This is a genomic window from Aquibium carbonis, assembly GCF_003970795.1.
Lineage (GTDB): Bacteria > Pseudomonadota > Alphaproteobacteria > Rhizobiales > Rhizobiaceae > Aquibium > Aquibium carbonis.
This window is the reverse complement of sequence record NZ_RWKW01000005.1, coordinates 98753-106581: the sequence shown is the minus strand read 5'-3', so window position 1 is coordinate 106581 and position 7829 is coordinate 98753. Positions and strand designations below refer to the sequence as shown.

At 62.4% G+C, this 7829-nt stretch carries 8 protein-coding genes; 4 read left to right on the top strand and 4 right to left on the bottom strand.

Going from position 1 to position 7829, the window contains the following annotated elements; all coding sequences use genetic code 11:
• Window positions 1-58: 58 nt before the first annotated feature.
• Both EJC49_RS02720 and EJC49_RS02715 read right to left on the bottom strand, forming a co-directional pair.
• Complete coding sequence (locus EJC49_RS02720; RefSeq protein WP_210211741.1) at window positions 59-847, bottom strand: AMP-binding protein; 789 nt, start codon at window positions 845-847, stop codon at window positions 59-61.
• 234 nt (window positions 848-1081) lie between these two features.
• The gene (locus EJC49_RS02715; RefSeq protein ID WP_170314577.1) at window positions 1082-1474 is read right to left on the bottom strand and encodes a DUF3307 domain-containing protein; all 393 of its coding nucleotides are present in this window, start codon (window positions 1472-1474) and stop codon (window positions 1082-1084) included.
• Window positions 1475-1814: 340 nt separating this feature from the next.
• Between EJC49_RS02715 and EJC49_RS02710 the strand changes: the two genes are divergently transcribed.
• Both EJC49_RS02710 and msrP read left to right on the top strand, forming a co-directional pair.
• Window positions 1815-2702: a dihydrodipicolinate synthase family protein gene (locus EJC49_RS02710; protein WP_126697918.1), complete on the top strand. Its 888-nt coding sequence runs from the start codon at window positions 1815-1817 to the stop codon at window positions 2700-2702.
• Between the two features lie 108 nt (window positions 2703-2810).
• Window positions 2811-3779: a protein-methionine-sulfoxide reductase catalytic subunit MsrP gene (gene msrP, locus EJC49_RS02705; protein ID WP_126697917.1), complete on the top strand. Its 969-nt coding sequence runs from the start codon at window positions 2811-2813 to the stop codon at window positions 3777-3779.
• 375 nt (window positions 3780-4154) lie between these two features.
• On the opposite strand, the gene EJC49_RS02700 is transcribed toward msrP, so the two are convergent.
• The gene (locus EJC49_RS02700) at window positions 4155-5057 is read right to left on the bottom strand and encodes a LysR family transcriptional regulator (RefSeq protein WP_170314578.1); all 903 of its coding nucleotides are present in this window, start codon (window positions 5055-5057) and stop codon (window positions 4155-4157) included.
• A 24-nt stretch (window positions 5058-5081) separates the two neighbouring features.
• A complete protein-coding gene (trxB, locus tag EJC49_RS02695) occupies window positions 5082-6056 on the bottom strand; it encodes a thioredoxin-disulfide reductase (RefSeq protein ID WP_126697916.1) in 975 nt (324 codons plus the stop codon).
• Between the two features lie 284 nt (window positions 6057-6340).
• Here trxB and EJC49_RS02690 point away from each other — a divergent pair, with 284 nt between their 5' ends.
• Window positions 6341-6805 (top strand): Lrp/AsnC family transcriptional regulator, encoded by a 465-nt coding sequence (locus EJC49_RS02690; RefSeq protein WP_126697915.1) that lies wholly within the window; start codon window positions 6341-6343, stop codon window positions 6803-6805.
• 26 nt (window positions 6806-6831) lie between these two features.
• The gene (locus tag EJC49_RS02685) at window positions 6832-7821 is read left to right on the top strand and encodes a glycosyl transferase family 90 (protein ID WP_245453231.1); all 990 of its coding nucleotides are present in this window, start codon (window positions 6832-6834) and stop codon (window positions 7819-7821) included.
• Window positions 7822-7829 lie beyond the last annotated feature (8 nt).

The following is a 7829-nucleotide window of genomic DNA, read 5'->3' as shown; positions in this document are numbered from 1 at the left end:
AAAACGGAAAGTGTTACCCATGTGTCCGGTACGTTCCGTCACCTATGTCTCGGGTCGCTCAGTAGAAGATCGTCAGCCGCAATTCGGCCATCGCAACGAACATGTCGGCCGGGGTCGGGCGATTGCGGAACAGCGCCGCCGTTGCGCCAACCGCCATCGGGAAGGTCATGGCGTTGCCGAGCCCGTAGGCGAAGAACAGCTTGGCGGCCGACAGCACGGTATCGTCCTCGCGGATGCCGAGAACCGCGGCCCCAAACGTATCGGCGGTGGCCTTCAGGCTGGCGTGGACGTGACGCACGCCCTTGGGACGCCCGGTCGAGCCAGAGGAATAGAGCCAGAAGGCACACTCGTCGGCCTCGGCTTCGACCGTGCCGCCAGTCGGGCCTGCCGCCAGTTCATCGGCGAAAGACAGATGCTCGCCAGCCTCCATACCAATGACGAAGACCGAGGTAAGGTGCTTCAGCCGCGGCAGCAGCGGCGCCACCACGGGCAGGAGTTCCTTCGAGACGAAGAGCGCGCGGGCACGACTGTCATTGAGGATGATCTCGTAATAATCTGGCGAGAGCAGCGTGTTGAGCGGCACCGGTATGACGCCGGCCTTGATGCTGCCCCAGAAGACCACCGGAAACTCGATCTGATCGAGCACGATCATCGCCGCACGGGCTTCCGGCGGGATGCCGTGACGGCGGTAGAGATCGGCCATCCGGCCCGCTTCGATGGCAAGCTGGCCATAGGTCAGACTGCGCCCACCGATCCCGCACTCGACAAAGGCGGGCTTGTCGGCGCGCCCTTCCTCGACATGACGGTCGACGAAATAGGCTGCGGCATTGCCATTTGCTGGGTTCAACTCATCCTCCCGATGAAGTCTGTCCTCGCATGCCGCGCCTAGGCTCCTCCCTCTGCGTTGCATGCGAAATCATGCATCATGGCCCTCGGAGCCACAAGCATCACTTAAACGTAACGTGCATTTTTGTGCAGTATCTGCGGCGTGTGCGCAGACCCGCAGCGGTTGGAGTTCACGACATGCAAAAACTGCGGATCGCCGCTCAAGAGTAGAGGACTTGCTTCGAAGGGGGCTGGATCAGGCCAGGGCCCAGTTGATGGCGACGCCCGTCATCAGAAGGTAGGAGAGGTGGTGGATGCATTGGTCGCCGCCATGCAGCGCCCAATAGGTCGCCGTGGTCGGGCCTTTGTCGCTGCCGCGGGAGAAAACTGCCTTGCTGTGATCGATGAGGAAATGCACCACGAATTCCGCGGCACACAACGCCGCGACCTTCGGCAGGTCGAGCCCCGCCAGCAGGAGCGCAGGCACCGATAGCACGGCATGGATGCCTGCGTGCGCATAACCGCCAGGCCGATCGAGATGACCCTTGCCCGCGATGATCCACGGGGTCTGGAGCAGGTAGTCGGCTGCGAAATGCTTGAGCTGGAGGCAGGCCAGGACGCCCAGCGTCAGCAATAGAACGTCACTCAAACCGGTCCCCCGACGTTGCGGTGTCCGCCCGCAGGGCGATCACGCCATTTCGGTTCAATCTTGCCGTGATCAGTCTCTTTGCCAAGAGAGAAAGTGCAAATCCGGCCGCAGACAACCCCGTCATGACCAATCTCGTTCATTTTTTTGCCGTTCCCGGTTCAAAAGTATGGTTGGAACGATGCCGTCATGGCAATGCACCCGGCGCAAAACGACACTTCAATCCCGCTGTCCGAACGCTGTATGGTCGCCGCGCAGGTCGCCAGCCGGACGGCCGACCACTGCCGCCGGACATCCAGCGCCGGCCACGAAAACAAGAGCAGACCGAGGAAACGACAAGCCAATGCCGACAACCAGACTGACGGGCGTGATCGCCGCCATTCCCACGCCCGTGACCGACGCAGGTGAGCCTGATCTGGGTCGCTTCCTCCACCACGCCGCATGGGCGCTCGATAACGGCTGCGACGCGCTCAACGTGCTCGGCACCACCGGCGAGGCCAACTCCTTTTCCGCCGCGCAGCGCAAGTCAGTGATGACGGCGGCGGCGGAAAGGCTCGACCGCGCCCGGATGATGGTGGGAACCGGCGCGCCAGACCTGGCGACGACGATCGAACTGACGCGGTTTGCCCATGCGCGGGGTTTTGCCGCCGCGCTGATCCTGCCGCCGTACTATTACAAGGGGGTCGCCGACGACGGGCTCTTCGCCTGGTTCGAACGCGTGGTGGAGGCGACCGCCGACGCGCCGATCCCGATTTACCTCTACAACTTCCCGCAGATGACCGGCCTGCGCTTCTCGCCTGTGCTCTGCGCGCGGCTGCGCAAGACCTTTCCCGAGCGGATCATCGGCGCCAAGGACAGTTCCGGCGACCTGGCCTACGCCGCCGAGATCGCACGGATCGACGGCTTCGACGTCTTCCCGAGCAGCGAGACCGCCCTGGCGAAGGCGGATGCCGACGGCTATGCGGGGTGCATCTCGGCCACCGTCAGCGTCACCGCGCCGCTGGTGGCAAAGCTGTGGGCAAACCGCGCCGACGCCGACCTGCTGAAGGCCGCCGGCGATGCCCGCGCGGCGATTTCCTCGGTCCCGCTCATCCCCGCGGTCAAGCGCATGGTGGCGCGGCTGCACGGCGACGCGGCATTCGAACGGCTGCTGCCGCCGCACCTGCCGCTGACGACAGCGCAGAAGGAGGCGCTGGCCGGCGTCGATCTGGACGCGATCACCACCGCCTGACCACGGCTGGGGCAAGCAACGCCACGCGGAATCGATCGATTACCGTTGCAAGCTGCTGCAGGCCGGCTACAGTCCCGCAGGGCAATCGCCGCGAGCGGGAATGGTCACATGGTCGGCATCCTCAAGCGGGCATCCTGGGCGTTGCCGGAGAACACGGCGACGCCCGAGGCCGTGTATCTGCAGCGCCGGTCGCTTCTGGCCGGCCTTGGCGGAGCGATCGCGGCAACGGCCCTGCCCGGCTTCGTTCCGGCCGCGCGGGCGCAGGAGGACGACCAGACGCTGGACCTCTATCCGGCGCGCCTGAACGAGACCTACAAGATCGATCGCGACATCACACCGGGCGAAATCGCCGGTCAGTACAACAATTTCTACGAGTTCGGCTCCCACAAGCAGATCGCCCGCGCCGCCGAGAGCCTGAAGACGCGGCCGTGGATGGTGACCATCGATGGGCTGGTGGAAAAGGAGCGGCAGATCGGGGTCGACGAGCTGATCCGCGCCATGTCGATCGAGGCCCGCCTCTATCGACATCGCTGCGTGGAAGCCTGGTCCATGACCGTGCCGTGGACTGGCTTTCCGCTGGCGCGCCTTGTCGACTTCGCGGCGCCGCTCTCGTCGGCCCGGTATGTCCGTTTCGAAACCTTCCTTGATCCCGCCATGGCGTCGGGCCAGCGGCAGGTCTGGTATCCGTGGCCCTATGTCGAAGGGCTGACCATGGCCGAGGCGACCAATGAACTGGCCTTCATGGTCACCGGCGTCTACGGCAAGCCGCTGAAGAACCAGTATGGGGCGCCGCTCAGGCTCGCAATTCCCTGGAAGTACGGGTTCAAGTCGATCAAGTCGATCGTGCGTATGTCCTTCGTGGAGGAACGGCCGAAAAGCTTCTGGGAGCAGATCGCCCCCTCCGAGTACGGCTTCTGGGCCAACGTGAACCCGGACGTGCCGCATCCGCGCTGGAGCCAGGCGAGTGAGCAGATCCTCCACACCGGTGAAAGGGTGCCGACGCTGTTGTTCAACGGCTACGCAGACCAAGTGGCGGGGCTCTATGCGGGACTGGACGACGAGAGATTGTTCCAGTGAGAGCATTCCGGCCTGCTGACCCCCGGATGTCTGTAGAGCGAAGGTAGCCGGTTTCGAACTGCCGGCAATTTAACCGGGGGGTACCGCTTGGATACCAAACAGAAAAAAAGGCCGGCTCACGAAGAACCGGCCTGAGTTGTTGGAGTTGCCAATAAAGGCGAAACCTCCAGAGGGGAACACTCGCAAGCGCCAATGGGAGGAGGAATGCGCTCACGAGATGATGGCTATATCGGCCTGTACTGCCACTTTGGCAAGCAACTGATTTGCAATTCACCCATGCATTAATGTCGGAACTGGGCAGTTCGCAAGCAACGAGTGCAGATGCGCAAACGGCGAGCAGAGCCCCCTCCGAAGCGGCCCGCGCCTCCCACACCCTCAGTAGGCCCAGCTGCGCGCCTTCGAAAACAGAAAATCGCGGAACGCCTTGAGTTTCGCCTGATTCTTCATCGCTTCGGGATAGACGAAAAACGTGTCGAAGGATGGCACCTCCATCTCCGGCAGGATCTGCACCAGGCCAGAATCCTTATCGACCATGTAGTCGGGCAGCATGGCGATGCCGGCGCCCGTCTTTACGGCGCGGCGGATCGACATGAGGTCGTTGATCTGGAGCGACGCGGTCCGCTTCGAGCCGTCGGGCATGCCGAAGGTCTGGAGCGAGTTGAGATCCTTGAGGAACGACGGCACCGGCTCGCCGAACGTAACCAGCCTATGGTTGGCGAGGTCCTCAACGGTGTTCGGTTTGCCATGCCGGTTGATATAGGCGGGTGAGGCGTAGACGTGCAGGTGCACCGTGAAGAGTCGCCGCTGGATCAGGTCGGGCTGCTGCGGCTGGCGCAGGCGGATGGCGCAGTCGGCCTGGCGCATGGTGAGGTCGAGTTCCTCGTTTGCAAGAACGAGTTGGATCTGAACTTCGGGATAGAGATCGAGGAACTCCTGCACGCGCTGTGTCATCCAGCCGGCGCCCAGTCCTACGGTGGTGGTGATCCGCAGAACGCCCGACGGCTTCTCCGTGGTCTCGAGCAGCTGCGAGCGCACCGTGTCGAGCTGCATCAAGACGTCGTGGGCGGTGCGATAGAGGAGCTCGCCTTGCTCCGTCAGCACAAGCCCGCGGGCATGACGATGAAACAGCGGCACGCCGATGTCATGCTCCAATGCGCTCACCTGACGCGAGATCGCCGACTGGGACAGATTCAGCCGCTCGGCGGCATGCGTGAACGAGCCCGCTTCCGCCGCGGCGTGAAACACCCGCAGCTTGTCCCAATCGAATGGCACCATGATCCCCTTCCGGTCCGCAGGACGGCCTTATTCAGCCGCTTCGCGATGTGTCTCGATCTCCGCCAGATACTTTTCCGCCTCGAGGGCGGCCATGCAACCCATCCCGGCAGCGGTGACCGCCTGCCGATAGACGTCGTCGGTCACGTCGCCGGCGGCAAACACTCCGGGGACGTCGGTGCGCGTCGAGTCCGGCGCGGTCCAAAGGTAGCCGTTGGGCTTCTGCTTCAGCTTGCCGACGAAGAGTTCGACCGCAGGTGCGTGCCCGATTGCCACAAAGACGCCGTCGATCGGCAGGTCGGAGACCTCGCCGCTCTTTCGGTTGCGGAGGCGAATGCCGTTGACCGACGGCGGCATTGGCACCTTACCGGGGTCCCCGACGATCTCGTGCACCTCGGTGTCCCACAGGATCTTGACGTTTTCCTTCCTGAACAGGCGTTCCTGCAGGATGCGCTCGGCGCGGAACTCGTCGCGGCGATGGATAACCGTCACCGACTTCGCCAGGTTCGAAAGATAGAGCGCCTCTTCGACGGCCGAGTTACCGCCGCCGATCACCACCACGTCCTTGCCGCGATAGAAGAAACCGTCGCAAGTGGCGCAAGCCGATACGCCGAAACCCTTGTACGTCTCCTCGCTCGCGATGCCGAGCCACTTGGCCTGTGCGCCCGTCGCGATGATCAGCGCATCGCAAGTGTACTCGGTGCCGGAATCCCCCTTGAGCCGGAAGGGCCGACGCGCGATGTCGGCTTCGACGATGATGTCGCTGACCATGTCGGTGCCGACATGTTCGGCCTGCTTCATCATCTGCTCCATGAGCCAAGGCCCCTGGATCGGGTCCGCAAAGCCGGGATAGTTCTCGACGTCCGTCGTAATCATCAACTGGCCGCCCTGCTGCATCCCGGCGATCAGCATCGGCTTCAGCATGGCGCGCGCGGCATAGATTGCAGCCGTGTAGCCGGCCGGCCCGGAGCCGATGATGATGACCGGCGCGTGCTTCGTTGCCATGACGCGATCCCTTCTGCACGAACGACGAATGACCCCATATCCGCACCGGGCGGAAACGAGGTCGCTGCTTCGTCCTGATCTAAGGTTCAGGGACGCCCCTATGCAAGGGCATGGACCTGATTCCCACAAATGACAAATGGATACCCCACGGATTCTGGCCTCTTGTCGCGCCTGCCTCCGGCATCTCCTCTCCTCACTATCTTGGCTGGAATTCGGCTTTCGCGTATGTCACCGACCCAGACAGACTGTTTCGCGCTTGAACTCCCCGGAATGAGGCACATGCCATGAAGGCCGATCTCGACGCGACCGACTGGAAGATTCTGCGGGAGTTGCAGAGCGATGGACGAATGACAAACGTCGAATTATCGCGTCGCGTGGGGATTTCCGCACCACCCTGCCTTCGGCGGGTCAAGCGGCTCGAGGAAAGCGGTGTGATTCGGGGCTATCGCGCGCTGTTGAACGCGCCCGCGCTCGGTCATGGCGTGGTCGCCTTCTGCCTGGTGGGCCTTCATCGCCAGTCCGAGGTCGATATCCGTGCCTTCGCCGAACTCGCCCAGGGTTGGTCGATCGTCCGGCGCGCCTGGATGATGTCAGGGGAGACCGATTTCCTGCTCCACTGCGTGGCGGAGGATCTCTCGAGCTTCCAGGAGTTTGTGCTGTCAGGCCTTACCGCCGCGCCGAATGTCGATACCGTGCGTACCGCGCTCACCATCCGCCAGGTGAAGGACGAAGGCCTAGTGCCAATTTGATGTCGCAGCCGAACGGATAAAACGCGGTGAAACGGCAATTGCAACGAACGACAGGGCGTGTCTCGTTCTACTTGAAGGGCGTCATACGTGACCTGATGCCGTATGCGCCTTTCGAGGCAAGGCGCCGTGCGCTCTTCAAACGCCTAGCCGAGAACCCCGAAGGTGCTACGGATGTTTTCGCGCGCGTCCGCTCGTACAACAAGATGTCGCCCGGGGCCGAAACCCCTGTCATGCAAGCCATCCGCTCGATCCCGCGCAAGAAATCGTACTACTATTTCGATCTCAAGATCGACGCCAAGCACTTCGGACCGTCCCTGCGCCTTGGACATCGCTTCGGGGACGTCACCAAAGTTCCTCCGACACCGACGATCGTCAAGAGCCGCCCCATCCGTGAGGACAATACCAACTCGGTTCTGATGAAGCTCGACCGCCTGCGCCACTTCGACATGCCGCCGGACGAGCGACGATTCGAGGACAAGCAGCCTTTCGCCGTCTGGCGCGGCACACAGAATAATCCTGCCCGCAAGCTTCTTGCCGAGCGATACGCATCTCATGTGGATCACGACATCGGATTCAGCGAAAGCCGATCCGCCCATCTGAACAAGCGATTCTTGTCCGTTCGCGACCAGCTGGCTTTTCGCTATGTTGTCTCCATCGAAGGCAACGACGTCGCGACCAACCTGAAATGGATCATGGCTTCGAAGTCGATTTGCATGATGCCTAGACCAAGGTTCGAAACCTGGTTCCTCGAGGGGCAACTTCAGCCCGATGTTCACTACGTCGAACTCCGCGACGATTTCGGCGACCTCGATGACAGGATCGCATATTGCGAGGCAAATCCAGAGATGATGCGGTCAATCATCGCGAATGCAAACCGATACGTCGAGCAGTTCAAGGACGAGAGCCGCGAGAGGCTCGCCTCTCTGCTGGTCTTACAGAAATATTTCGAATGCACAGGCCAGATTGAACCCGAGCCGTTCTCCCCGCGTCTCTACAGCGACGACGATTGGGCTTGATGACCGCG

Coding starts and splice junctions, on each gene's coding strand:
- EJC49_RS02710 (WP_126697918.1), top strand. CDS start 1,815: ATGCCGACAACCAGACTGACGGGCGTGATCGCCGCCATTCCCACGCCC.
- EJC49_RS02690 (WP_126697915.1), top strand. CDS start 6,341: ATGAAGGCCGATCTCGACGCGACCGACTGGAAGATTCTGCGGGAGTTG.
- trxB (WP_126697916.1), bottom strand. CDS start 6,056: ATGGCAACGAAGCACGCGCCGGTCATCATCATCGGCTCCGGGCCGGCC.
- msrP (WP_126697917.1), top strand. CDS start 2,811: ATGGTCGGCATCCTCAAGCGGGCATCCTGGGCGTTGCCGGAGAACACG.